The sequence below is a fragment of the Stenotrophomonas sp. STEN018 genome, assembly GCF_056760235.1.
Window position 1 is genome coordinate 75,678 of sequence record NZ_JBRREK010000006.1, and the last position, 22,370, is coordinate 98,047.

A 22,370-nucleotide genomic window follows, 5' to 3' on the forward strand; every position below is an offset into this window, starting at 1 on the left:
GGCCCGCCTCCCATCAAGGTAAACACATGAAATTCTCTGAAAGCTGGCTGCGCAGCCACGTACCGACCACCGCCTCGCGCGACGAACTCAGCGCCGTGCTGACTGCCATCGGTCTGGAAGTCGAAGAAGTCACCGCACTGGGCGCAGGCCTGGACAACGTGGTGGTGGCGCGCATCGTCGAAGCTACCCGCCATCCGGAAGCTGACCGTCTGCAGATCTGCAGCGTTGACGCCGGCCAGGCCGAACTGTTGCAGATCGTCTGCGGCGCGCCGAATGCGCGTCCGGGTCTGGTGGCACCGCTGGCAATGGTTGGCGCGCAGATCGGTGAGCTGAAGATCAAGCCGGCCAAGCTGCGCGGCATCGAATCCAACGGCATGCTGTGCTCGGCCAAGGAACTGGGCTTGGACAACGATGCATCCGGCCTGCTGGAACTGCCCGACGACGCGCCGGTCGGCACCGCGCTGGTCGAATATCTCGGCCTGCCGGATTCCAGCATCGAGATCAAACTCACCCCGAACCGCGCGGATTGCTTCAGTGTGCGTGGCATCGCCTTCGACGTTGCTGCCGCTACCCGCAGCGAAGTGAAGCCGTTCGCCGCCGATGCCGTGCAGGCACAGGGCGCGCGCGAACTGAGTATCCAGCTCGACGCAGGCGCCGAAGCGCCGCGTTACCTCGGCCGAGTGATCGAAGGCGTCAATGCCGCCGCGACCACGCCGTTGTGGATGGCCGAGCGCCTGCGCCGCAGTGGTGTGCGCCCGGTGTCGCTGCTGGTTGATATCACCCAGTACGTGATGCTGGAACTCGGTCAGCCGATGCATGCCTACGACCTGGATACGCTGAAGGGGCCGATCGCCGTGCGCCGCTCGCGCGCCGGTGAAAGCCTCAAGCTGCTCGACGGCCGCGACGCCGCGCTGGATGACAGCTTCCTGGTGGTGACCGATGCCGATCGTCCGGTCGGCCTGGCTGGCCTGATGGGTGGCTTCGATACTCGCGTCACCGATGCGACCAGCAAGGTGTTCCTGGAGGCGGCGCATTTCGCCCCGGCGGCGATCATGGGCCGCGGCCGCAAGCTCGGCCTGCACACCGATGCCGGTCACCGCTTTGAGCGTGGCGTGGACCCGCAGCTGCCGCGCACCGCCATCGAATACGCCACCAAGCTGGTGCTCGACCTGGCTGGCGGCACGCCGGCGCCGGTCACCGAAGTCGTGCGCGAAGCCGACCTGCCGGTCGCCGCCAGGATCCTGCTGCGTCGTGCCCGTATCGTGCGCGTGCTTGGCATCCAGATTGAAGACGCGGAAGTCGAGCGTATCCTGCGTGCGCTTGGCATGCAGGTTGAAGTTGCTGCTGATGGCTGGACCGTTACCGGTCCGAGCCGTCGCTTCGACATCGCCATCGAAGAAGACCTGATCGAAGAGTTGGCCCGTATCCACGGCTACGAATCCATCCCGACCACCTTGCCGGGCGGCGCTGCGCGCATCGCCATGCCGAGCGAAACCCGCCTGGATGACCTCAGCGTGCGTCGCCAGTTGGTGGCCCGCGAAATGCTGGAAACCATCAACTTCGCCTTCGTTGATGCCGAGCTGCTGAAGCAGTGGCAGCAGGGCGAAGGTCTGGTTGCGCTGGCCAACCCGCTGTCGGCCGAGCTGGCGGTGATGCGTCCGTTGCTCTTGCCGGGTCTGGTCGCAACCTTGGGTCGCAACGTAGCCCGCCAGGCTGGCCGCGTGCGCCTGTTCGAAATCGGCCGCGTGTTCGCAGCGCAGGCCGGCGAGGGCAAGCCCGCACCGAAGGAAACCGTTCGCGTTGCTGCTGCCGTATGCGGTGATGCTGCCACCCTGCAGTGGGGCGAAAAGGCGCGCAAGGTCGATTTCCATGACCTCAAGGGTGATCTGGAATCGCTGGCTGCTGCCTCCGGCGCAGCCCTGGAGTTCCGCGCCTCGCAGCGCCCGTATGCGCACCCGGCCCGCTCGGCGGACATCTGGCGCGACGGCGAATGCATCGGTTGGATCGGCCAGCTGCATCCGCGCCTGACTAAGGCCATGGAAGTGGATGCCGATGTCTACGCATTCGAGCTGGATCTGGCCCCGCTGGCCGCGCGCTCGCTGCCGCGCTCCAGCGAGCTGTCACGTTTCCCGGCGGTGCGCCGAGATCTGGCTGTGGTCGTGGCTGAATCGGTCAGCTGGGCTGACTTGTCGACAACCATCCGGGCTTCTGCTGGCGAACTGCTGCGTGAAGTGGCGCTGTTTGACCGTTATGTCGGCCAAGGCGTCGAGCCGGGCTTCAAGAGTTTGGCTATGGGCTTGATTTTGCAGGACAAGTCGCGCACATTGACGGACCGTGACGTGGAAGCCGTAGTCACCGATGTGGTGGCGGCGATTGATCATGGGCACGGCGCAAAGATCCGTGGCTGAGGCGGGATACAGGGAGCAGGCATGGCATTGACCAAGGCGGAGATGGCGGATCGGTTGTTCGACGAAGTCGGTCTGAACAAGCGTGAGGCCAAGGAATTTGTCGACGCGTTTTTCGATGTGTTGCGCGATGCATTGGAACAGGGACGTCAAGTGAAGCTGTCGGGCTTCGGTAATTTCGATCTGCGGCGCAAGAACCAGCGCCCGGGTCGCAACCCAAAGACCGGCGAGGAAATTCCGATTTCCGCCCGTACGGTAGTCACCTTCCGTCCGGGCCAGAAGCTCAAGGAGCGGGTGGAGGCATATGCTGGATCCGGGCAGTAACCGCGAACTTCCGCCGATTCCGGCCAAGCGTTACTTCACTATTGGTGAAGTAAGCGAGCTGTGCGACGTCAAGCCGCACGTGCTGCGCTACTGGGAAACCGAGTTCCCCAGCCTTGAGCCAGGCAAGCGCCGCGGCAACCGTCGCTACTATCAGCGCCACGATGTGCTGATGGTCCGGCAGATCCGCGGCCTGCTGTACGAACAGGGCTACACCATCGGTGGTGCCCGCCTGCGACTGGAAGGCGAGGGCGCCCGCGAAGAATCGGCACTGAGCAACCAGATCATCAAGCAAGTGCGCATGGAGCTGGAAGAAGTACTGCAACTGCTCCGTCGCTGAACTTTTTTGTGTGAAAACCGGTATAATCACCGGCTCGTCGCAAGGCGATAGCAGTAACGATCGGGGCGTAGCGCAGCCTGGTAGCGCATCTGCCTGGGGGGCAGAGGGTCGTCGGTTCAAATCCGGCCGTCCCGACCAATTACTGACTTAAGAACAAGGGCTTACGGCTTACGTCGTGAGCCTTTTTTCGTTTTGGTTGTCAGGTGTTCGCTGCTTTGGCAACGAGACGCTGGTGCTGACTGCTTGCCATTGTGCTTCGGGTCCGCCGAGATGGTGCTCGGCCATGGCGCGCTGACTGGATGCAGTGGAACAGCGCTTGGCTGCTGGCCACCAAGCCATCCTCAGCAGGCTGCCCCCAGGGTGAGCCCCAATCGCATGAATCACAGGCGCGCTGGGCGGTATGCTCGGGCCGGGGCGGGAGCCGTCAGTGCGAGGTCGGGCTCGTGTCCTGCCCGTGTCGGGCTGATGTCGTCACCCAAGGTTGGGAGCGGCGAGATGATGTCGGCGAGCCAAACAACTGATTCAAGGGGTCTTTCATGCACATCAACAGCGCCCGACTTCGCGAGCTCCGCACTGGCCGGCAATGGTCGCAGGAGCAGTTGGCCAATCTGAGTGGTTTGAACCTGAGGACCATTCAGCGCCTGGAATCAGGCGCGAAGATCTCGACGGAGTCCTTGCGGGCATTGGCTGCCGTCTTCGAGGTGCCTGCCGAAAGCCTGCTGACCGGTAATCCGTCGCCCAGTCAGTCAGCGCTGGAGGCAATGCGCGAAGGTGTGCTGCGCGGCCTGGAGTTCACCGGTACAACCCCGCGGGCAGATTTCTGGTGGTTCGCACTTGCTGTTGCGATGGTGCTTGCCTTCGCCCAGCTTTTCGCTGAGGCCATTGGTCAATGGGCGCTGGAAATCACATCTCTGCTGGTGTTGCTGCCCTGGATCGCGGCCTGTACCAGGCGCCTGCGCGACGCTGGTTTGAACCCGTGGTGGCAGCTGATCAGTCTGGCGCCGGTAGGTGGCATCCTGGTGCTGCTCTACCTGCTTACCTATCCCACCAAGGCGAAGGAGCCGGCTGAGGTAGCTACGGGTTGAGCGACGTCCGCCGATAGTCGGGGGATTTGCCTGTGTACGGGCGCGCTGTGCACCTATCGGTTATCCGCTATCTTGTTGGCCGGACGTTGTAACCCTGAGATCGAGCTGCATCGAAGAGGGGGCGGGCCATCGTGCAGCGCGCAATGGACAATATGTACAACGAGCCCAAGGGGGCTGGTTGTCAGATGGTTAGTCAGGGAAGAAAACATGCGCATATTTATTGTTGTTGCACTTCTCATCGGCCTCTATTTTTTCATACCGTATGTGTTCCAATTTTCACCAAACAAGTTCTATCTATTGTTCTGCCTGGGCATTTCGCTGGCATCTTTGAGGGCGATTTATCGCTACATCCTGAGTCATTGGAAAGATCGCGCTGAACTCACTCAGGCGCTCAAACTCAATGCTTCTCATGTGGCTTTCCAGGCCGTAAGCGCTACAGGCGGACTCTTCATCGTTCTCTGCTTCGCCTTGGGCATGTTGACTACCTCGATCCTGGGTAGCAGCACCATCGATCGCGGCACTGTCGTTTCATCACGATCGGCGAAAGGATGCATAAGAACGACCGTTCAGATAAAAAACGCAGGTATTGTCAGGCTGTGCGCGGACGCTCGATATCGCAAGGGTTCCATCATTTTCCTAAAAGTACGCAGATCGGCCATAGGCCACTACGTAGAAGAACTGCCTAAAAGATCATTCAAGTCGCTGCCGCTCGGCTGACTTGGATGTCGTCAATCCGCCTCCCGTCCCAGCTCCTGAGACGCCACGGCGCCATGCTGGGCTATGCTTCCAGAAAACTTCAAATGGGCGAAGGTCGCGGACTTCGAGAGCCAGCTGACGGCGATTTACGTCAACGAAATTGCCGTATCCCGATTGGTCGAGCGGCTGGACGGATCGTGGTTCGTGAACCTCGCGTACCACCTGCCTCCACCTGGCGGAGCGGTGCTGCATCCGCCGCGCAGCTGCCGGAGCTACGAGACTGGCAAGGCGGGATGCGAGGAATGGGCGCGGCGGAATGAGCGCAGATTGCGAGCTGAGACGGCAGTGATTGCGTTCCAGAAGTGGGGGCGCCGGTAGCGTCAGCTGCCTCCGAACTTGTCACTTCGCAGGTCCGTCTCGTTGTGATTCGTTTCGGCCCTTGCATGGCGCTGGGTGTGAAGTGGTCACGCCTGTACGGAGGTATCAGCTCTGGTAGGCAAACCTTGGCTGGGACACGCCTTCTACGGTTACCTGTTCCACGAACATCGCATACGGCCGGGCCCACACGCCCAGGTCGCCATACAAGGGCTTGTAGAGCACCAGCGCTTCCAATGTTTCGCTGCTCCGGGCGAGGCCGATGACTTCGTATTCGCCGCCTTTGAAATGGCGATAGCGTCCAAGCGTCAGACTGGGAAGATGCGGTAGGTCGGACATTGACGATTTCTCTATCGGGTAGGGCTGCGGATCGTAGTAGCCGGAAGAAAGGGCTGTCCGCGCACTGAAAATGAGGCCGATGCTGATCCGTGGCGAGAGGTGCATATTGGCTCAAGCATGCTTGTGCCGGTCAAATCCCGAACAACAGTGGAAGTGTCGCCTCAACGCATTGACGTAAACCCGTCGCTGATTTCTGCTCAGGTCAGGGGCCGCCAAGAGTGACAGGTAACTGGTTTCTACCCTCAGGGCTTGCCCAGGTAGCCTTCCAGGACTTGCCTGGCCAGCGTCAGGTTGGCCACGATGCTGGGGCCGAGCAGCGCTCGCGTGGCTGGGCCGTTGGTGAGGCTCAAGCCGCGAATATCGAGAGACTGTCTGATGCGCTTGCCCACGAATCTCTCCAATATTGGAGATGCAGGCAATGAACCGCGGATCTCGCGCATCTCGATGATCGCCTCGCGCCAGGCTTTTTCATCCGGGGTGGCTGAAGAAAAGACGGTGATGAGCCTGTCCAAGGTGGCCAACATGTCGTGAAGCAGTTCGTCTTTGGCCACGTTCCTCTCCTTCTACAAAGGGAGGATTTTACTGGCTGTCGGATGGGCATTCAAACCTATCGGTGCAGCGCATCGCTACCGCTAGCGCCGTAGAGGCACTGGGCTGTCGGCGCCGAGGCAAGTTTGGCGGCCCAGGTCCTTGGCAGCCTTTCAAAGGTGGGTGAGCGCGTGTGCAATGCTTCCGTCCGATGCTTCGAATGCGGCAGTCCAATGACTTGGCTGGTAGGCCGCAAGGTCATCACAATTTTTTGCTGGTCTGCGGTCGAGAATAGGGCGACGGCCTTGGAGAGCACCGATGAAATCCCTCGTACTTTATTTAGCTGCCCTGTCGTTGTTTGGCTCGGTTGCAGCCTGCGCACCGAAAAATGACGCAAAGACCGATCCCGGCCAGCAGCGCGTAGGCATGGCCAATCCCGCGTCCGAGTATTGCGTAAAAAAGGGCGGCAAGGTTGAGATCAAGAAGAACAGCGAAGGTGGGGAGTACGGCATCTGCCACCTGGCTGATGGCACCCAGATCGAAGAGTGGGAGCTGTTCCGCCGCGACAACGCGGCCGGCACCAAGTAAGGGGGCGGGGTGTTTAGTTGGGATGGCCTGCAAATGTCCTTGGCTATCCTGTTTCAACGACGAGCAGGATGATCAGAGCCTAGTCCGTGTGATGTGGTGTAATGCCGAGCCACACTCGGCTCGTGTGCATCACTGACGCGAAAATCGCTGTCGATACTGCATGGGCGTGAGCCGCGTCAGCTCCTTGAACATGCGTTGCAGGTTGGAGTCGCTGCTGAAGCCCAGTTCGTTGCTGATTGCTGAAAGCGGTGCCGAGGTCAGCGTCAGGCGCTCGGCGACCTGGGCGAGCTTGATGCGGCGCGAGTACGTTGCGGCGGCGTAACCAGTTTCATCCTTCACCCTGCGCGCAAGCGTGCGGCTGGACATGCCCAGCCGTTCCGCGAGCCTATCCACGGTCATTTGATCCGCGGGCAATGCTTCAACCGCTGCGTGTAGCTTGCGCAGCAAGCCGTTGGGTTGCTGGATGAGGCTCAGCGCCTGGAAGGCATCGTGTGTTTGCGCCGGCCTTGGCAGCACCATCAGCTTGACCAGGTCCTGCAGGATGGCGGGACTGACTGCTTGTTCGATCAGATTCTGCGCAATCGGCAGGTAGCCGCTGACGCCGCTTGCGGTGGCATGTCGTGCTGCATAGATGCAGGTGTTCTCTGCTTGCCAGCGTATCTTCGGATGGCGCTTGCGCAGGTTGTCGAGCAGCCACCAGGTCGCGGTGGCTGCTTGCCCGTCCAGGCGCCCACTGGCTGCAGCGAGGCTGACGCCTACGCAGTAGCTCCATAGTCGGGAGCGTTTTGGAAGCTGCGACAGCGCCCGTATGAGTGCAGCGTTGTTCTGCAGCGTGGCTTCCACCTCGACAGCGGATTCAGCCCAGAATCCGGGTACGAGCACGGCATCGAAAGATTGATCATCGATGCTGTTGTGAGCGTGTATTTCCAGACCTTGGCTGCAGCTGATCGGCCCGGCTTTCAAACCGACGAAGCGGGTTTGGAACAGCGGCTTGGCGGTGCGGCGATTGGCCGCATGCAGCAGATCGGCGAAGCCAAGCAGGCCTGCGGGCATGCAGCCGGGATAGAGCAGGAGGCCGATCTGGCAGGTTCTTGGCATGGCCGGTATTGAATGAAATTTGGCGTTTCTTGCCATTATCGGGCAGGTCGCACCGGCTCACCATGGGGGCCTCTTTCCATCGGCCAATCCATGAAAATCCAGCAACTGCGCAATGCCACGATCATTGTTGAAATCGGCTCTCATCGCATCTTGGTCGACCCGATGTTGGCAGGCAGGGCGGTGTTGCCGCCGCTGCGCCTGTTTACAGGTCTGCAGCGTAACCCGCTGGTGGATCTGCCAGCGGCAGTCGAGCCGGCGCTGCAGTCGGTCACCCATTGCCTGATCACCCACTGTCAGAAAGGTCACTTCGATCATCTGGACCGTGCCGGCAAACGATGGTTGCGCGAGCGGCGCATTCCGGTGATTTGCACGCCGCATGATGCTGTGCATCTGGTGACGCGCGGCTTGAACATGCAGCCATTGCCCGAGGCGCATGAACTCGGAAGTCCGTTTCTGGGAGGAAGCATTCGTACTGCGCGATGCACCCATGGCCGTGGTGTGATCGGGCGCTTCATGGAGCACGGTGTGGGCTATCTGATTGAGATTCCCGGCGAGCCTAGTCTGTATCTGTCTGGTGATACCGTGCTTTCGCCCGCGGTCGAAGATTTCGTGCGCAGGCATCAGCCGGATGTCTGTGTGATTCCTGCCGGCGGCGCGCGGTTTGATCTTGGTGGAGAGATCATCATGGGCCTGGATGAGGCGCTGGCGTTTGCGCGCCTTGCCGAAGGCGTTGTTGTTGCCAACCATCTGGAGGCGTTGAGCCATTGTCCGGTGAGTCGGCAGGCGTTGACGCTGGCTGCGCGCGAAGCAGGGCTTTCGGATCGCTTGCGGGTTCCAGCTGATGGTGAGGTGCTCGAGTTCTGAGCTCAGGTAGTGCCGAGCCATGCTCGGCTGGGACGTTCCCGGTAAAGCCTCTGCCGAGCATGGCTCGACACTGCCGGTGGTCGGCCCGCAAGTTTCCCGTCATGCATTCTCCCGGCAGAACGATGTTCTAACGCATCGGTGCAGCGAAATGGCTAATGTCGCCAGCCAGGTCGTCTCAAGGAAGACAGGTATGTCGGTGGTACACAGCTTGCGTGGTTGCTGTCTGTTGATGTGCTTGTTTGCTGGAGGGGCATCAGCGCAGGAGTTGGTTGAAGCCGCGGATGCCGACGCAGCGCCGATTCGTGACATGGAGGCGGTCCTCGTCCATGGTGTGCAACCCGGTCCTGGCTTGTGGCGGGTCAGCAAGGACGGGCATGTGCTTTGGATACTGGGCACGGTGTCGCCCTTGCCCAATAAGATCGAATGGCGGGCCGACGAGGTGCGTGCGGTGATTGCGCGCTCAGGGCAGGTCTTGTTGCCGCCTGCGCTGACCTTCGACGCGGACCTCGGCTTCTTCGGCAAGCTGGCCTTGGCGCCCTCGGTCTGGAAGGGCATGCGCAATGAGGATGGTGCTGAGTTGAGTGATGTACTCGAGCCCGCGGTCTATGCGCGCTGGCGTGTGGTGAAACAACGTTATCTGCCGCGCGATGGCGGCATCGAGCGCAAGCGCCCGATGTTTGCCGCCGTTGAGTTGCAGTCGGCGGCTACCAAGGCGATTGGCTTGGGGCAGAAGCCGGTTGTCTGGCCTGTGGTTGAGGCTGCAGCAAAAGCAGCAGGCATCACCCCCACACCGACGGCGTTGAAGATCAAGATTGAAGACCCGAAGGCTGCCGTCCGTGAGTTCCGGGAAGGCGGCATGAATGATGCGCTGTGTCTGGAGCGGACCGTTGCCTTGATCGAGCATGATCTGCCGACCTTGGTAGAGCGGGCGAATGCCTGGGCGGTGGGCGATATCGAGGCATTGCGGCGCTCGCCCTATGAGGATGCAGGCAATGCCTGCATGCAGGCGGTGACCGAGTCCGGCTTTGTACGCAATCGCGGCTTCGGTGATCTGAAGGCACGGGTGCGGCAGCATTGGTTGTCGATTGCAGAGGGCGCGCTGCAGCGCAATGAAGAAACGTTTGCGATGTTGCCGGTGGATCGTTTGCTGGAAGCGGATGGTTATCTCGCGGCGTTGCAGGCGCGCGGGTATGAAATTGAGTCGCCCTGAGGAGCAGTTCTGTGGTGAGAGCACAGAGCTCTTGCAGGGGCGGCGGGCTACGCTGTTGTTGATTTGTGGGAGCGGCGTAAGCCGCGAAGCTGATGTAGCTCGAGCAACCAGTTTTCCTAATACCGGATAGTGCTTTTGCTTCGCGGCTTACGCCGCTCCCACAAAGAAAAATCCGATGCCGGAGGTCTGGCATCGGACTTCGGGGGCTCACAAGTTCGAGTTCAGCTCAGCTCGCCGCACTCAACGGTGTGGCGCTGTCCTGCAACTTCGGCCAGCGCTTCAGGATTGCAGCGCGAATGCCTGCCGCATCAATCCCGGCCTCAGCCAGCAGGTCTTCGCGGCTGGCGTGGTGCTGGTAGCTGTCAGGCAGGCCGAGATGCAGCATCGGCATCAGCACGGCTTCGGCATTGAGCAGTTCGGAAACGCCCGAGCCGGCACCGCCGGCAACCACGTTGTCTTCAACGGTGACGAAGCCGTCATGCGTGCGTGCCAGTTCCAGCAGCATCGCCTTGTCCAGTGGCTTGATGAAACGCATGTTGACCACGCTCAGGCCCAGCTCGCGGCCAACCTGTTCTGCCGCCGGCAGGGCCGCGCCGAAGGCGAGGATGGCGATGCGGCTGCCTTGCACGCGCAGCTGCGCTTTGCCGATTTCCAGCGTGGACAGGTCGGTGGCGACTGCAGCGCCGGGGCCGGTGCCGCGCGGGTAGCGCACTGCGGCCGGGCCCTTGTACTGCAGGCCGGTGCTGAGCATCTGCCGGCATTCGGCTTCGTCGCCGGGGGCCATGACCACCATGTTCGGCACGCAGCGCAGGTAGCTCAGGTCGAGGTTACCGGCGTGGGTGGCGCCGTCCGGGCCGACAACGCCGGCGCGGTCGATGGCGAACAGCACGTCCAGATCCTGGGTGGCGACGTCATGTACCAGCTGGTCGTAGGCGCGCTGCAGAAAAGTTGAATAGATGGCGACTACGGGCTTGGAGCCCTGCGTGGCCATGCCGGCAGCCAGCGTCACCGCGTGCTGCTCGGCGATGGCGACGTCGAAGTAACGCTGCGGGTATTCCTTGCTGAAACGCACCAGGCCGGAGCCTTCGCGCATGGCCGGTGTGATCGCCAGCAGCTTTGGGTCGGCTGCAGCGGCATCGCACAGCCAGTCGCCGAAGATGTCGGTATAGGTCGGCTTCTTGGGCGCGCCTTTTTCCGGCAGGCCCTTGCTGGGGTCGAACGGGCCGACGGCGTGGTAGCCGATCTGGTCGTCCTCGGCCGGCTCATAGCCTTTGCCCTTGGTGGTCATGATGTGCAGCAGGTGCGGGCCCTTGGCATCCTTCAGGTGCTTGAGGGTCGACACCAGCAGCGGCAGATCATGGCCGTCGATCGGGCCGGTGTAATGGAAACCCATCTGCTCGAAGGCGGTGGACGGTACGAACATGCCCTTCCACTGTTCTTCCCAGCGCTTCACGAAGCGCGCGGGCGGGCTGCTGCGCTTGTCACCAAGGATTTTCTTGCCGCTCTCGCGCAGCGCGTTGAGGGTGCGGCTGGCGGTTGCCCGGCCCAGCATTTTGGTCAGTCCACCGACGGCTTCGGAGATGGACATGTTGTTGTCGTTGAGGATGACCAGCACGTTCGGCTCGTCGTCCATGCCGCCGGCGTGGGCAAGCGCTTCGAAGGCCATGCCGGCCGTCATCGCACCATCGCCGATTACCGCGATCACCTTGCGCTCATCGCCCTGGCGCTGGCGCGCGATGGCCATGCCCAGTGCAGCGGAGATCGAGGTCGAGGAATGGCCGACGCCGAAGGTATCGAACTCGCTTTCCTCGCGCTTGGGGAACGGCGCGACGCCGTCCTTCTGCTTGACGGTGTGGATGCTGTCGCGACGACCGGTGAGGATCTTGTGCGGATAGGTCTGGTGGCCCACGTCCCATACCAGCTGGTCGACCGGGGTGTCATACAGATAGTGCAGGGCGACGGTAAGCTCGATAACGCCCAGACCAGCCGCGAAGTGACCGCCGCTCTTACCCACTGATTCGATCAGGTAGGCGCGCAACTCGCCGGCGATGGCCCCCAGTTCGCTCTCGTCGAACAGACGCAGGTCGTCGGGGGTCTTGATGCGCGACAGGCGCGGATAGCTGGCAGAGTCGATCATGGTCTTCGCGTTTCACTCGAAACGGTATTTTCCCCGTCCTGAGAGGGTGGGGCAAGCAAAGCACATCATCAATGAGTGCCGGATGAGGTGGTTTGGCGCCAAGCTGAAGGCCGTGTTCAGTCTGGCTGGCAGTTGCGCATGAATACGCGGGGCTGCGGTGCCGGGCTCAGAGCCCGCGCTGCAAGGCTTTGCGCGGCAGCTGCGACTTCAGGAAGGCCATCTGGTCGGCCAGGATGTTGCGGTTGGACAGGATCAGGTGCTCGATCCAGCTTGGCCGGTACGGCACAGCCAGCAGCGGCATGTTGGCCTGCGCCGGGGTGCGGTTGCTTTTGCGCGAGTTGCAGTGGAAGCAGGCGCTGACCACGTTCTCCCAGGTGTCCTTGCCTCCCTTGGAGACCGGCAGGACGTGGTCGCGGGTCAGCTGCGGGCGGTTGAAGTGCTGGCCGCAGTACAGGCAGAGCTGGGCGTCGCGGGCAAACAGCGCGGGATTGGTGAGATTGGGCGTGGGATCGATGGCGCGCGAGCGGGCGTGGCCGCGCGAGGCGATGATCGGGTGCAGGTCCATGCCGCTGCGCAGGCCGGTCAGCCGTGATATCGCACCGTGTACGTGCAGGCAGGGATCACCCATGGTCCAGGCGACGGCGCCTCGCGCGTACAGGCAGGCAGCGTCCTGCCAGTTGATCCAGTCCAGCACGCGGCCATGCGCATCCAGCGACAACAGTCGCACGGAGCCGAGGCGGTGCAGGGAGGGTGGAAGTGAAAACCCGTCTATCGGAGCGGAATTCCCGGCTCCGGTATCGATCAGACTACGCGGTGTAGTGTCTGTCTCCATCGGGTTAACAGCTTATACACGATGCGTGACAGTTTGTGTAAAGGCGGGTGGGCCGGTGGTTTTGCCGATGGTTTTGTAGGAGTGGCGTGAGCCGCGAAGCTGGGTGTGTTTCAGTCGCCTGAAAGCTCACCCCTCCCCAGCCCTCCCCTCCGCCTTCGGCGCAAGGGAGGGGGCTATAAGCAAGAGCTGCCCTCACCCCAACCCCTCTCCCGTAAATGGGAGAGGGGCTTTAGTTCTGCTTGCGCTGTTGGCTTAGTCGCCGAAGCGCGCCGAATCCATGGCCATCAGCGAGTCGGCACCGGCGGCGATGCCGGCGGCGTGGCTCAGGGTGCGCGGCAGGATGCGGGCATAGTAAAAACGCGCGGTTTCCAGCTTGGCCTGCTTGAAGGCTTCGGTGTGGCTGGATGCCTGTGCGGCGACCACCGAACGTGCCCACCAATAAGCCACTGCGATGTAGCCGCTGTAGAACAGGTAATCCCAGCTGGCTGCGCCCAGCTCTTCCGGGTTGGCGGCAGCACGCTGCAGCACGTCGATGGTCAGTTTGCCCCATTCCTGCGCCTTGCCGCCCAGCACCGGCAGGAACTCGGCCACGGCCGGGTTGCTGGCGTTGGCAGCGATGAACTGCTCGATCTCGGCCAGGAACAGCTTCAGGCCGGCGCCCTGCGAGGCGGCGGTCTTGCGGCCGATCAGGTCCAGTGCCTGGATGCCGGTGGTGCCTTCATACAGCGTGGTGATGCGGGCATCGCGGGCGTACTGCTCCATGCCGTGCTCGGCGATGTAGCCGTGGCCGCCGAACACCTGCTGGCCGTTATAGGTCGCCTCGATGCTCCACTCGGTCAGGCAGGCCTTGACGATCGGGGTGAGGAAGCTGACCAGGGTGTCGGCGTCGGCACGCGCCTGCGCATCGCTGCTGCTGTGGGCGGCATCGAGCTGGGTGTAAGCGTGTGCGGCGAGCAGACGGCCACCTTCGGTCAGTGCCTTGGTGGTCAGCAGCATGCGGCGCACGTCGGGCTGGGCGATGATCGGGTCGGCCGGCTTGTCCGGCTGCACGGCACCCTTGGGTGCGCGCGACTGCAGGCGCTCGCGGGCATAAGCCAATGCGCCCTGATAGGCACGTTCGGACTGCGCCAGACCCTGCACGCCAACGCCGAGGCGCGCGGAGTTCATCATCACGAACATCGCCTGCAGGCCCTTGTGCGGCTGGCCGACGAGGTAGCCCAGGGCACCGTCGAAGTTCATCACGCAGGTGGACGAGCCGTGGATGCCCATCTTGTGCTCCAGCGCGCCGCAATGCAGTTCGTTGCGCTCGCCCTGCTTGCCGTCGCGGTCGACCTTGTACTTCGGGGTGACGAACAGCGAGATGCCCTTCGGGCCGGCCGGCGCGTCAGGCAGCTTGGCCAGCACCAGGTGCACAATGTTGTCGCTGAGGTCGTGCTCGCCAGCGGTGATGAAGATTTTGGTGCCGGTGATCGAATAGCTGCCGTCGGCGTTCGGTTCGGCGCGGGTCTTGAGCAGGCCTAGGTCGGTGCCGGCGTGCGGTTCGGTCAGGCACATGGTGCCGGTCCAGTTGCCGGCCACCAGCGGCTTGAGGAAGGCTTCCTTCTGCCAGTCTTCGCCGTAATGCTTGAGCGCTTCAACCGCACCGTGCGACAGCATCGGGAACAGGCTCCAGGCCAGGTTGGCCGAGGACACCATTTCGCTCAATGCCATGCCCATGGTCTCCGGCATGCCCTGGCCACCGAAGTCCGGCGATGCGGTCAGGCCGGTCCAGCCGCCTTCGACGAACTGCGCATAGGCTTCCTTGAAGCCCGGTGCGGTGGTTACTTCATTGGTGGCCTTGTCGAGCTTGCAGCCGGTCTGGTCGCCGATCGCATTGAGCGGGGCCAGCACGCTGGTGCTGAAACGGCCGGCTTCTTCCAGAACCGCGTCGATGACGTCGGCGCTGGCATCTTCGAAACCCATCGATGCAAACAGGGACTCGGCCTTCAATACGTCGTGCAGGGCGAAGCGAAGATCGGTAACAGGGGCTTTGTAGTTGCTCATCAGACGGCTCTCGAACGATGCGGGAACGGGTAGGGGATCAGCGCAGCACGCCGGGCAGGCCGGGGGCCTGGTTGAGGCTGTTGCGCGATTTGATGTCGAAACTGCGTTGCTTCTTTTCTTCCGGAGTGGCGCTGACACTGCCTTCCAGTTCGTAGAACAGCGAGCGACCGCCAGCCAGTGCATCGGCCACGACGATGCGTGCCGAGGACGAGGGCTGCAGACGTACCTTGATGACGTCGGCCGATTCCGGGCCGATCGACAGGGCCGGGCTGGCGCTGAGCGTACCGGCGGCTTCGTCGCCGACCTTTACCGCCAATGCAACGCTGTCAAAGCGCATCGGCATGGAGCTGTAATTGCGCAGGCGCAATTCAACTTCCCAGTTGCCGTCATTGCCGACGCTCAATTGCTGGATGCTGGCCGCCGGTTCGGAAACACGCTTGACCGGGCCATTGCCGCAGGCGGTAAGTACAAGTGCTAGTACGGCCATCAAGGCGTACTGGGGGCGAAAACGCATGGGGCGTGGTCCTCGGGTCCTGAGCTATCTCCCAAGAATACTACGGCGTATGGCGGCCTGCTGGGTACAGGTCGGCCAGATCAGCGACTATGACGATGGGATGGCGGAACCGGCGCGGTCATGCATCGAGTCATGCAGGGGGCAGAGGTTGCCGTCATTCGCGTCATTTTCTGGGGATTTATCAATGCGTTCATTCAAGTTGTTGCCGCTTGCAAGCGCTATCCGCGGCGGTCTGGCAGTTGTGGCGCTGTGCGCTTCCGTTCCGGCGCTGGCCGCGCCACCGCAGTTCGATCTGCAAGCAGGCAGCATCGAGGACGTATTGCCCGAATTTGCCCGCCAAGCAGGCGTGCAGATCATCGCCCCGGCGCATTCAGGCGGGGCCCAGCGGATTGAAGTGTCCGAATTGAAGGGGCAGATGGAGCCGCGCCAGGCGCTGGCCCGTTTGCTCGCTGGTACTGGTCTGAGCGTGGCCTCGGATGACGGCCGCACCATTACGCTGCGTGCGGCGGCACCAATGCTGGCCTCGCTGTCTGGCCTGGGCGGGCTGGCAGCAGGGCAGGCAGTGCAGCCGGAGGTCGCTCAACCAGCGCCGCCGGCAGCCAGTCCGAGCGTCAGTACGCTGGACCAGATCACCGTGGTCGGCAGCCAGATCAAGGGCGCCAAGACCGCTGCGATCCTGCCGGTAGCAACCTTGCAGGCCGAGCAGATCGAAGCCACCGGCGCTGTTTCCGGCGACGAGTTGTACCGTTCCATTCCGCAGATGGGCGATGTCTCGTTCAGCGGCACCAATGGCGGCAACAGCTCCAATTACGCCCGTGGCGATATCGCCTCGGTCAACCTGCGCGGTCTTGGTGTGGGCAACACCTTGCTGCTGATCAACGGCCGTCGCACCGTGGTGCATCCCACCAGCCAGGCCGACGGCAATCTGGTGCCGGTGTTGACCTACAACGCCAATGCCGTGCCGGTAGCCAACCTGCGCCGGGTGGAAGTGCTGCTGGATGGCGCGGCCGCCATCTACGGCACCGACGCGGTGGCCGGCGTGGTCAACAACGTGCTGCGTGACGATATGGACGGCGGCACCATCAGCGTGCAGCGGGGTTTCGGTGAAGGCACCGATCTGCGCGATATCGGTGTGAACGGCATGTGGGGCAAGAACTCCGAAGACCTGCGCTCCAACATCACCATTGCGTTCAACTACTACAACACTACCGGTTTGAACTCGCTGGACCAGGACTGGACCAAGAACGGCAACCGTGCGGCCGACTTCCTCGGCACGCCGTTTGAAGGCCTGGCCGGCACCGACAACCGCAACACCAACAGCCCGTGGGGCAACTTCACCGTGGTTGGCCCGCGGGTGTCGAAGAACGGCACCTGGTTGACCACCACTGCCGGTGCCTTCCATGTGCAGCCGACCAGCAACAGCGGCTGTGCGGCGACCATTGCCGATGGCCTGTGCGTGCAGTCCGGCAGCAAGGCAACCTCCGGTGCCGATGCCAATCTGCGCGACAACCAGCAGGGGCAGTACCCATTGTCGATAAGCCCGGACGTGCGTCGTCTAAACCTGTTCGTCACCGGCAAGCATGATTTCGACAACGGCCTGTCGTTCTTCAGCGAGGCAGGCGTCTACAACTCGCGTGCCTATAGCCTGCAGAACGGCGTCAACACCATTACCGCCTTGCCGATGACGGTAGCTGCCAGTAACTACTGGAACCCGTTTGGTGCGATGTATCTGCCCGACGGCACGCTCAATCCGAATCGTCTGCAGGGATTGAACATCGGCGCCAACGGCGTGCCGGTGACCATTACCAGCTATCGATTCGAGCGGCCGACCCGCATCGAGGTCAACAACACCCAGGTGCGCGCCTTGGCAGGCCTGCGTGGCTTCCACTACGGTTTCGACTGGGAAAGCGCGGCGCTGTACTCGGCGGCCAAGGTCAAGGACACCCAGGATGCAGTGAGCATGTCGCTGTTCCAGCAGGCCTTGGCCAATCCCACCGCATCGGCTTACAACCCGTTCTGTGGCGGCTGCAATGACTGGGACAAGCTGGACCAGTTCTTCTACAAGGCGCAGCGCCAGAGCAAGACCGAGCTGTTCCTGTGGGACTTCAAGGCCTCGCGTGCAGACCTGTTCAAGACCTGGGCCGGCGATGTCGGCATGGCCGCCGGTGTCGAAGTGCGCCACGAAACCCAGCGCGATGACCGCGATGCCCGTGTTGATGGCTCGGTGACCTTCACCGATGCGATCACCGGCGTTGCATACCCCAGCGACATGTACGGCGTCAGCCCAACCCCGGATACCTACGGTTCGCGTACCGTGGCTGGCTTGTTCGCCGAGTTCTCGGTGCCGCTGGTGTCGCCGGAAATGGACATCCCGCTGGTGCGTTCGCTGGACCTGCAGCTGGCCGGCCGCGCAGAGCGCTACAACGACTTCGGCAACGTCGCCAAGCCCAAGCTTGCATTGGGTTGGCAGATATTTGACGGGCTCACCCTGCGTTCGTCCTGGGCCAAGGGCTTCCGTGCGCCCAACCTGGAACAGATCAACGCCACGGTAGTGAGCCGTTCAAATACCCGCACTGATTACATCCAGTGCGAAGCGGACAAGCGCAGCGGTACCCAGCCGGCGTTCGCCAACTGCGGCGGCTATAGCTATTCCACCACCGCACGCCGCTCGGGCAACCCGGACCTGAAGCCGGAAACCTCGACCAATACCAGCGCCGGCCTGGTGTTCCAGCCGCGCTTCATCCCGGAGAACTACGGCCGCTTCACCTTCGCCGTCGATTACTACAAGTACGAGCAGGAAGGCATCATCGGCCTGTTCGGCGAAGGCAATGCTTTGATCCTGGATTACATGCTGCGCCAGCAGGGTGGCAGCAACGCCGCCGTGGTCCGTGCAGATGCCACGGCCGACGATATCGCGCGCTTTGCCGGTACTGGCCTGGACGCGGCGGGCAAGGTGCTTTACGTCACCGATCAATACGTCAACCTGGAACCGCAGACACTGCGCGGCGTGGATTACAATTTCAGCTGGAACTCGCCGGAAACCGCGATCGGCCGCTTTGACGTCTCGGTTACCGGTACCCATTTGATCGAGTTCTACCGCCAGCGCTCGCCGGCATTGCAGGCATTGGAAGACGCCAAATCCGCTGGGCTGGTTGATCCGTCGATCCGTATCACCGGCGGCGGCGATCTGATTGGCAATGGCGGCAACCCGGAATGGAAATGGTCCGGCACGCTGACCTGGCGTTACCAGCAGCTGTCGGTCGGTGCGAGCGCGCGTTACGCCAGTTCCTACGTTGAGAACGGCTTGACCTTGGCCGATGGCACGCCGTGGACGGTGAAGTCGCAGACGCTGGCCAATGCCTTCGTCAAATACGATTTTGCGCGCGAAGGTTGGCTCAACAACGTGGCAGTCAAATTCGGTGCCAACAACATCGCCAACAAGCGCCCGCCGATCTCCGACGACGTGTTCGGTTACCCGTCGGGTGTCTACCAGGCCAATCCGCGTTACTGGTACGTCAACGTAAGCAAGGCGTTCTAATGCATAGAAACGTTCCATTCCGCCACGCGGCGGGAGCCGGGCAGGTGCTGCGATGAACGCGGCGCTTGCGCGGGAGCGTGCCGGCTGGTTGGCCGAGCACATATTGCCTTGCGAGCCCGCATTGCGGGACTGGCTGCGGCGACGCCTGTCGCTGCGCCAGGACGTGGATGACGTGATCCAGGAGACTTACGCGATCCTCGCCGGGATGGCGGACGTATCGCACATCCTGCAGCCCAAGGCCTATGTCTACTCGGTCGCTCACTCGGTGGTGCTGCAGCAGTTGCGGCGTGCGCAGGTGGTGTCGATCGAGGCGGTGGCCGAAATCGACCGCGTGGCCATCGTTGGCGACGAAGTAAGCCCGGAAAGGATGGCCTCATCAAGACAGGAACTGGCGCGCATAGGCGCCTTGATCGAGAGCCTGCCGGACAAGTGTCGGCAGGCGTTCGTGCTGCGGCGTGTGGAAGGCTACTCGCAGCGCGAGATAGCCGAGCGCATGCAGATCAGCGAGAACACCGTGGAGAAACACATCTGCAAGGGAATCCGGGTATTGATGGATTCGATGAAGCGTGATGACGACGTATTGCAGAAGAGTAGTGAGCGGTTCGCCGCGGAAGGAGCAAGGCATGCGCGTCGGCGCTGATGCGAGTATTGATGATGTAGCCGCCAGTTGGGTGGCGCGCGAGGACCGCGCGCAATTAACGGTGGAGGAACGTGCGCAACGTGATGCTTGGCTGGAAGCCGATACGCGCCACTTCGGCGCTTATGCCCGCGCCCACGCGGTGCTGGCACGCACCGACCGCGCCCAGGCGTTGTCGGCTGGCGAAATGGATCGCGCCTTTACCGCCCGCGCGCCACAACGGGCGCGGCGCGTACTGCGCTGGGCAGTTGGCCTGGCCGCCGTGGTTGGCGTGCTCGCCATCGGCGTGCAACGCCAGGACGATGGAGGCGAGTACTTCGCCACCCGCAAGGGTGAGATCCTGCGCGTGCCGCTGCAGGACGGCTCGGCGATTACGCTGGACTCCGATTCGCAGGTGCGCGTGCAGTTCAGCGCTACCCGCCGCGATATCCAGTTGTTGCAGGGCGAGGCCTTGTTTGATGTGGCCAAGAACCCGCAGCGCCCGTTCGTGGTGCGCGCCGAAGAGACCGATGTGACGGCGGTCGGCACCAGCTTTGCGGTCAGCCTTACCGAACGTCGCAGTGGCGGGGTGGAAGTGCTGGTGCGCGAAGGTATCGTCGATGTGACCGATACCAAGGGCGCAGTCGCGCCAACACGGCTGGTTGCCAACTACCGCGCGCTGGCCAATCGCAGCCATGGCATTCGCATCGAGGCAGTGCCGACGGATGATGTGAATCAACAACTGGCTTGGCGCGAGGGCATGTTGTCGTTCAACGGCGATACCTTGTCGGTTGCAGCGGCGCAGTTCCTGCGTTACAGCGATACCCGCATCGTCATCGACGACCCGCTGGTTGGCAGTCGTCGCATCGTTGGCTTGTATTCGGCCAGTGACCCGCGCGGCTTTGCCAACAGCGTTGCGCTGAGCCTGGGCCTGGTGGTGCAGCAGCGCGGAGACGGGGTGCGGCTGAGCTCCCCAGATGCTGCGCCGCATACGGCGCGGTCCATGCAATGAATCCGGATAAAGACATGCACTACAACAGCAAGCGTGGTTTCGCCTTGGCAGCGCTCACCGCTGCATTACTGGGGGCTGGGCAGGCCAGCGTTGCCGCTACTGCCGGCGACAAGGCCTTGTTGATCCGTGACGCCATGGTGTTCGATGGCACCGGTCGCGCACCTTATGCAGCCAGTGTGCTGGTCGAGGACGGCCATATCGCCGCCATCGGTGCCGAGCTGGCGGCCCCCAAGGGCGTACGCCTGGTCAATGCGCGTGGCCAGGCGTTGCTGCCGGGTCTGTTCGATCTGCACACGCACTGGACGCCGAACGCCACGCCTTCGGAATTGCCGCAGGTAGCGAACCTCTACATGGCGGCCGGCGTCACCACGGTCAGCGATTTCCACGAGCCGCCGGAGGCCTACGCGCCACGCCGCGCATGGCTGGCCTCGATTGCCGCACCCGACGTCAAGTTCGCCGCGCGCATGAGTACGCCGCTGGGTCACGGCGCGGACTGGGGTGACGAGAACACCACGCGCTGGGTGAACTCTCCCGAGGCCGCGCGTGCTGGCGTGCGCGCGGTAGCCGCCTACAAACCGGACTTCATCAAGGCCTTCACGGACGGCTGGCGCTATTCCAATGCAGCCGACAACAGCAGCATGGACGAGGAAACCCTCACCGCGCTGGTCGACGAAGCCCACAAGAACGGCCTCAAGGTCTTCACCCATACGGTGATGGTCAAGCGCGGCAAGGCCGCGGCGCGGGCCGGCGTGGACGTCATCGCGCACAGCGTGCAGGACGGTGCGGTTGATGCCGAGTTGATCGCGTTGATGCGCGAGCACGGCACCGCCTACGCACCATCGCTGGCGGTGTATCTGCCCGAGCGTGTGGATGGCAGTGGCCGCAACAATGGCAAGCCCGATGTGTTGGCCCAGCGCGAGCAGAACTTCGCCAACGCGTTGCGCAACGTCAAAACGCTGCACGATGCCGGCATTCCGGTGGTGGTCGGTACCGATGCTGGCATGACCGGTACGCCGCATGGCACCTCAACCCTGCGCGAGCTTGAGCTGCTGGTGCAGGCCGGCTTGACGCCGAGCGAGGCATTGCTGGCAGGAACTTCGGCCAGCGCCAAAGCGCTGGGCGTGACTGATCGCGGCAGCATCGAGATTGGCAAGCGCGCGGATCTATTGCTGGTGCGCGGTCGCCCGTGGGAGAGCATTGGCGACGTCCGCAACACCCAGCAGGTCTATGTTGCTGGCCGGCAGGTGCAGGGCAAGGGGGCGGTGCTGCCTGCAGGCAACAAGGCGCTGGCCTTGCCTGCGCAACCGGTACAGGCGTTGGTCGATGACTTCGAACGCGCCGATGGCCGTACCGCTCTGGACACGCTACGCGTTGACGAAGCCGACGGCGGCAACGACCGTACCGCGCAGGTCACCGAAGTGGTCGCGCGCGAGACCGGCGGCAACGCACTTGCGACCCAAGCCAAGCTGTCCAGCAAGGACTCTGCGTTCGCCGCAGCGATCCTGCCGTTGAGCCGCGGTTCGGTAGCGCCGGTGGATGTGCGCGCCTATCACGGTATTCGGCTGGAGCTGCGCGGCAGCGCACCAGAACTGCGACTGGAGGTGCGAGCGCTGGGCAATCGCCGCTTCATTGCACCGTTGCAGGCCGGGGCGCAATGGCAGACGGTGGAGATCCCGTTCACTGCATTGCAAGGCCAGCCGCCGTACCGCGCCAAGGCGCCAGCGGCGGTGTGGAAGGGCGATGACCTGCAGCAACTGGTGTTCTCCGGCAGCGGTGAACCGGGTAGCAAGCTGTGGTTTGAGATCGACAACGTCAGTTTCTATTGATGT

At 62.7% G+C, this 22,370-nt stretch carries 19 protein-coding genes and 1 tRNA gene; 13 read left to right on the forward strand and 7 right to left on the reverse strand.

The window, feature by feature from the left end:
- The first annotated feature begins 26 nt into the window (after window positions 1–26).
- The 6 genes from pheT (at window position 27) to ACVOMB_RS04080 (ending at window position 4,868) form a co-directional block, all read left to right on the forward strand.
- On the forward strand, window positions 27–2,408 hold the full coding sequence (gene pheT / locus ACVOMB_RS04055) for a phenylalanine--tRNA ligase subunit beta (protein WP_481529991.1): 2,382 nt from the start codon (window positions 27–29) through the stop codon (window positions 2,406–2,408).
- Between the two features lie 21 nt (window positions 2,409–2,429).
- Window positions 2,430–2,729 (forward strand): integration host factor subunit alpha, encoded by a 300-nt coding sequence (locus ACVOMB_RS04060; protein WP_054657702.1) that lies wholly within the window; start codon window positions 2,430–2,432, stop codon window positions 2,727–2,729.
- Window positions 2,710–3,066 (forward strand): MerR family transcriptional regulator, encoded by a 357-nt coding sequence (locus ACVOMB_RS04065; protein WP_303746832.1) that lies wholly within the window; start codon window positions 2,710–2,712, stop codon window positions 3,064–3,066. The genes ACVOMB_RS04060 and ACVOMB_RS04065 overlap by 20 nt, the downstream gene beginning before the upstream one ends.
- A gap of 61 nt (window positions 3,067–3,127) precedes the next feature.
- A tRNA-Pro gene (locus ACVOMB_RS04070) sits at window positions 3,128–3,204 on the forward strand.
- Between the two features lie 398 nt (window positions 3,205–3,602).
- A complete protein-coding gene (locus ACVOMB_RS04075; protein ID WP_481529992.1) occupies window positions 3,603–4,151 on the forward strand; it encodes a DUF805 domain-containing protein in 549 nt (182 codons plus the stop codon).
- Between the two features lie 207 nt (window positions 4,152–4,358).
- Entirely contained in the window at window positions 4,359–4,868 is a 510-nt protein-coding gene (locus tag ACVOMB_RS04080) for a hypothetical protein (protein WP_481529993.1), read from the forward strand.
- A 462-nt stretch (window positions 4,869–5,330) separates the two neighbouring features.
- Here the strand turns inward: ACVOMB_RS04080 and ACVOMB_RS04085 are convergent, their stop codons facing one another.
- Together ACVOMB_RS04085 and ACVOMB_RS04090 are read right to left on the reverse strand one after the other, a co-directional pair.
- Entirely contained in the window at window positions 5,331–5,561 is a 231-nt protein-coding gene (locus ACVOMB_RS04085; RefSeq protein WP_481529994.1) for a DUF1653 domain-containing protein, read from the reverse strand.
- A 242-nt stretch (window positions 5,562–5,803) separates the two neighbouring features.
- Complete coding sequence (locus tag ACVOMB_RS04090; RefSeq protein WP_481529995.1) at window positions 5,804–6,112, reverse strand: hypothetical protein; 309 nt, start codon at window positions 6,110–6,112, stop codon at window positions 5,804–5,806.
- A 295-nt stretch (window positions 6,113–6,407) separates the two neighbouring features.
- Here ACVOMB_RS04090 and ACVOMB_RS04095 point away from each other — a divergent pair, with 295 nt between their 5' ends.
- Complete coding sequence (locus ACVOMB_RS04095; RefSeq protein WP_481529996.1) at window positions 6,408–6,677, forward strand: putative hemolysin; 270 nt, start codon at window positions 6,408–6,410, stop codon at window positions 6,675–6,677.
- A 129-nt stretch (window positions 6,678–6,806) separates the two neighbouring features.
- Here ACVOMB_RS04095 and ACVOMB_RS04100 read toward each other — a convergent pair whose 3' ends face one another.
- Window positions 6,807–7,775, reverse strand: a complete 969-nt coding sequence (locus tag ACVOMB_RS04100) for a GlxA family transcriptional regulator (protein ID WP_481529997.1) — start codon at window positions 7,773–7,775, stop codon at window positions 6,807–6,809.
- 12 nt (window positions 7,776–7,787) lie between these two features.
- Here ACVOMB_RS04100 and ACVOMB_RS04105 point away from each other — a divergent pair, with 12 nt between their 5' ends.
- Window positions 7,788–8,639 carry an MBL fold metallo-hydrolase gene (locus ACVOMB_RS04105; RefSeq protein WP_481529998.1) on the forward strand — a complete coding sequence of 284 codons (852 nt, stop codon included), beginning with the start codon at window positions 7,788–7,790 and terminating at the stop codon, window positions 8,637–8,639.
- Between the two features lie 190 nt (window positions 8,640–8,829).
- A complete protein-coding gene (locus ACVOMB_RS04110) occupies window positions 8,830–9,849 on the forward strand; it encodes a TraB/GumN family protein (protein WP_481529999.1) in 1,020 nt (339 codons plus the stop codon).
- Window positions 9,850–10,075: 226 nt separating this feature from the next.
- Here ACVOMB_RS04110 and dxs read toward each other — a convergent pair whose 3' ends face one another.
- The 4 genes from dxs to ACVOMB_RS04130 all read right to left on the reverse strand — a co-directional run bounded on the left by dxs (window position 10,076) and on the right by ACVOMB_RS04130 (window position 15,375).
- The gene (dxs, locus tag ACVOMB_RS04115) at window positions 10,076–11,986 is read right to left on the reverse strand and encodes a 1-deoxy-D-xylulose-5-phosphate synthase (protein WP_481530000.1); all 1,911 of its coding nucleotides are present in this window, start codon (window positions 11,984–11,986) and stop codon (window positions 10,076–10,078) included.
- Window positions 11,987–12,152: 166 nt separating this feature from the next.
- Complete coding sequence (locus ACVOMB_RS04120; protein ID WP_481530001.1) at window positions 12,153–12,818, reverse strand: HNH endonuclease; 666 nt, start codon at window positions 12,816–12,818, stop codon at window positions 12,153–12,155.
- A gap of 252 nt (window positions 12,819–13,070) precedes the next feature.
- Window positions 13,071–14,861 (reverse strand): acyl-CoA dehydrogenase C-terminal domain-containing protein, encoded by a 1,791-nt coding sequence (locus tag ACVOMB_RS04125; protein ID WP_481530002.1) that lies wholly within the window; start codon window positions 14,859–14,861, stop codon window positions 13,071–13,073.
- A 37-nt stretch (window positions 14,862–14,898) separates the two neighbouring features.
- Window positions 14,899–15,375, reverse strand: a complete 477-nt coding sequence (locus ACVOMB_RS04130; protein ID WP_481530003.1) for an LEA/WHy family protein — start codon at window positions 15,373–15,375, stop codon at window positions 14,899–14,901.
- Between the two features lie 184 nt (window positions 15,376–15,559).
- On the opposite strand from ACVOMB_RS04130, the gene ACVOMB_RS04135 reads away from it, so the two are divergent.
- The 4 genes from ACVOMB_RS04135 to ACVOMB_RS04150 are packed head-to-tail and all read left to right on the forward strand — an operon-like array spanning window position 15,560 to window position 22,367.
- Window positions 15,560–18,913 carry a TonB-dependent receptor gene (locus tag ACVOMB_RS04135; protein ID WP_481530004.1) on the forward strand — a complete coding sequence of 1,118 codons (3,354 nt, stop codon included), beginning with the start codon at window positions 15,560–15,562 and terminating at the stop codon, window positions 18,911–18,913.
- A gap of 52 nt (window positions 18,914–18,965) precedes the next feature.
- Window positions 18,966–19,553, forward strand: a complete 588-nt coding sequence (locus ACVOMB_RS04140) for an RNA polymerase sigma factor (protein WP_481530005.1) — start codon at window positions 18,966–18,968, stop codon at window positions 19,551–19,553.
- Window positions 19,537–20,541, forward strand: a complete 1,005-nt coding sequence (locus ACVOMB_RS04145) for a FecR family protein (RefSeq protein WP_481530006.1) — start codon at window positions 19,537–19,539, stop codon at window positions 20,539–20,541. The genes ACVOMB_RS04140 and ACVOMB_RS04145 overlap by 17 nt, the downstream gene beginning before the upstream one ends.
- Window positions 20,538–22,367: an amidohydrolase family protein gene (locus tag ACVOMB_RS04150; RefSeq protein WP_481530007.1), complete on the forward strand. Its 1,830-nt coding sequence runs from the start codon at window positions 20,538–20,540 to the stop codon at window positions 22,365–22,367. The genes ACVOMB_RS04145 and ACVOMB_RS04150 overlap by 4 nt, the downstream gene beginning before the upstream one ends.
- Window positions 22,368–22,370: the final 3 nt, after the last annotated feature.

Coding starts and splice junctions, on each gene's coding strand:
- pheT (WP_481529991.1), top strand. CDS start 27: ATGAAATTCTCTGAAAGCTGGCTGCGCAGCCACGTACCGACCACCGCC.
- ACVOMB_RS04060 (WP_054657702.1), top strand. CDS start 2,430: ATGGCATTGACCAAGGCGGAGATGGCGGATCGGTTGTTCGACGAAGTC.
- ACVOMB_RS04065 (WP_303746832.1), top strand. CDS start 2,710: ATGCTGGATCCGGGCAGTAACCGCGAACTTCCGCCGATTCCGGCCAAG.
- ACVOMB_RS04075 (WP_481529992.1), top strand. CDS start 3,603: ATGCACATCAACAGCGCCCGACTTCGCGAGCTCCGCACTGGCCGGCAA.
- ACVOMB_RS04080 (WP_481529993.1), top strand. CDS start 4,359: ATGCGCATATTTATTGTTGTTGCACTTCTCATCGGCCTCTATTTTTTC.
- ACVOMB_RS04085 (WP_481529994.1), bottom strand. CDS start 5,561: ATGTCCGACCTACCGCATCTTCCCAGTCTGACGCTTGGACGCTATCGC.
- ACVOMB_RS04095 (WP_481529996.1), top strand. CDS start 6,408: ATGAAATCCCTCGTACTTTATTTAGCTGCCCTGTCGTTGTTTGGCTCG.
- ACVOMB_RS04100 (WP_481529997.1), bottom strand. CDS start 7,775: ATGCCAAGAACCTGCCAGATCGGCCTCCTGCTCTATCCCGGCTGCATG.
- ACVOMB_RS04105 (WP_481529998.1), top strand. CDS start 7,788: ATGAAATTTGGCGTTTCTTGCCATTATCGGGCAGGTCGCACCGGCTCA.
- ACVOMB_RS04110 (WP_481529999.1), top strand. CDS start 8,830: ATGTCGGTGGTACACAGCTTGCGTGGTTGCTGTCTGTTGATGTGCTTG.
- dxs (WP_481530000.1), bottom strand. CDS start 11,986: ATGATCGACTCTGCCAGCTATCCGCGCCTGTCGCGCATCAAGACCCCC.
- ACVOMB_RS04120 (WP_481530001.1), bottom strand. CDS start 12,818: ATGGAGACAGACACTACACCGCGTAGTCTGATCGATACCGGAGCCGGG.
- ACVOMB_RS04125 (WP_481530002.1), bottom strand. CDS start 14,861: ATGAGCAACTACAAAGCCCCTGTTACCGATCTTCGCTTCGCCCTGCAC.
- ACVOMB_RS04130 (WP_481530003.1), bottom strand. CDS start 15,375: ATGCGTTTTCGCCCCCAGTACGCCTTGATGGCCGTACTAGCACTTGTA.
- ACVOMB_RS04135 (WP_481530004.1), top strand. CDS start 15,560: ATGCGTTCATTCAAGTTGTTGCCGCTTGCAAGCGCTATCCGCGGCGGT.
- ACVOMB_RS04140 (WP_481530005.1), top strand. CDS start 18,966: ATGAACGCGGCGCTTGCGCGGGAGCGTGCCGGCTGGTTGGCCGAGCAC.
- ACVOMB_RS04145 (WP_481530006.1), top strand. CDS start 19,537: ATGCGCGTCGGCGCTGATGCGAGTATTGATGATGTAGCCGCCAGTTGG.
- ACVOMB_RS04150 (WP_481530007.1), top strand. CDS start 20,538: ATGAATCCGGATAAAGACATGCACTACAACAGCAAGCGTGGTTTCGCC.